Origin of the sequence: Kineococcus halophytocola, assembly GCF_041276425.1 — a bacterium.
Taxonomy (GTDB): domain Bacteria; phylum Actinomycetota; class Actinomycetes; order Actinomycetales; family Kineococcaceae; genus Kineococcus; species Kineococcus halophytocola.
The window spans coordinates 1-1,438 of sequence record NZ_JBGFTU010000057.1; the positions used below are offsets into that span (position 1 = coordinate 1).

1 protein-coding gene is annotated in these 1,438 nt (G+C 69.8%); it reads left to right on the top strand.

The window, feature by feature from the left end; all coding sequences use genetic code 11:
* The first annotated feature begins 300 nt into the window (after positions 1-300).
* Entirely contained in the window at positions 301-1,257 is a 957-nt protein-coding gene (locus AB2L27_RS20120) for a tyrosine-type recombinase/integrase (protein ID WP_370443270.1), read from the top strand.
* Positions 1,258-1,438: the final 181 nt, after the last annotated feature.

Below are 1,438 nucleotides of genomic sequence, written 5' to 3' on the forward strand. Positions count from 1 at the left end.
GGTCGCTTCTGATCCTGACGGCCTCGACCCCACCTGCCCGGCAGGTGCCCGTCGCGGCGAGTCGCCCCGGTCCGCTCTCCGACCCTCAGGTCAGGACGGCCTTCCCACCATCAGATCCGAAGAGCCCGTATCCCACTACTCCCGAGGCAACGCGGTCATCGCGATGCTCCTAGTGACATCGGTTCTCCGTGCACTGCAGGAGCTGGAAGAGATCGCTGCCGCGGCCTCAGACGATGATGAGGAAGCCTCCTGATGATGCTCGCCTCCGTCGTGGGGTCGGCACCCGCAGTCTGTCCCCATGTGCTGGATCGGCTGCCCGGCTCCCCCAGCGACGACCCCTTCCACCGCCTCGCCGCGGCCTGGCTGCTCAGCTACGGCGGGCACACCCAGACCGCCTACCGCCGCGACCTCACCGCCTGGGCCACCTGGTGCCAGCAGATGGACGTCCACCCCCTCGCCGCGCAGCGCTTCCACGTTGACGCCTGGGTCCGGCACCTCACCACCACCCCCCAGCCCCGCACCGGACGCTCCGCCTCCGCGGCCACCATCGCCCGTCGCCTCTCGGCCCTATCCGGCTTCTACGACTACGGCATCCACGACGCCAGCGTCCTCACCCACTCCCCCGTCGCTTCCGTCCGCCGCCCCCGCGTCAGCGACGAAAGCCAAGCCATCGGCCTCACCGCCGACGAGCTGCGCCGGCTGCTGGCCGCCGCGGCCGCGCACTCCGCCCGCACCCACGCCCTGGTCGCCTTGCTGACCTTCTGCGGCCTGCGCATCTCCGAAGCCCTCGGTGCGGACGTGCGCGACTACGGCCACGACCACGGCCACCGCGTCCTGAAGATCACCCGCAAGGGCGGCAAGACCGCCCGCGTCCCCCTACCTCCACCGGTCGTGCGCGCCGTCGACGACTACCTCGACCAGCTCGGCGAAGACCTCCCCGGCGGACGCAACAGCGGCCCGCTGCTGCTGGCCGCCGACGGCACCACGCGCTACCCGTACAAGAGCGCCTACGAGCAGCTGCGTCGACTGTGCCGCACCGCGGGCCTGCCCGCCGGGGTCACCCCGCACAGCCTGCGGCACTCCTATGCGACCGAAAATCTGCGCCTGGGTGCGGCACTGCAGGACGTCCAGGACGCCATGGGCCACGCCGACCCCCGCACCACCCGCCGCTATGACCGCTCCCAGCACAACCTGGACCGCTCCCCCAACTACCTCCTCGCCGCCTCACTGAGCCCAGACGGCGAAGGCGGCGGTTAGAGAAGCAGTGCAGTGCTGTCGGTGCCACTGGAGAGTCGCTAGTGCTCATCGGGTCTGGAGCGTTCCCGGTTTCGTGGACACGGGATTAAGCTGCAAGTTGCGCGATCTCGTCTAGATGCCGATACCCTAACTCAAACTCCCGCGGCGTCAAGTATCCCAGCGCCGAATGACGTCGGACCGT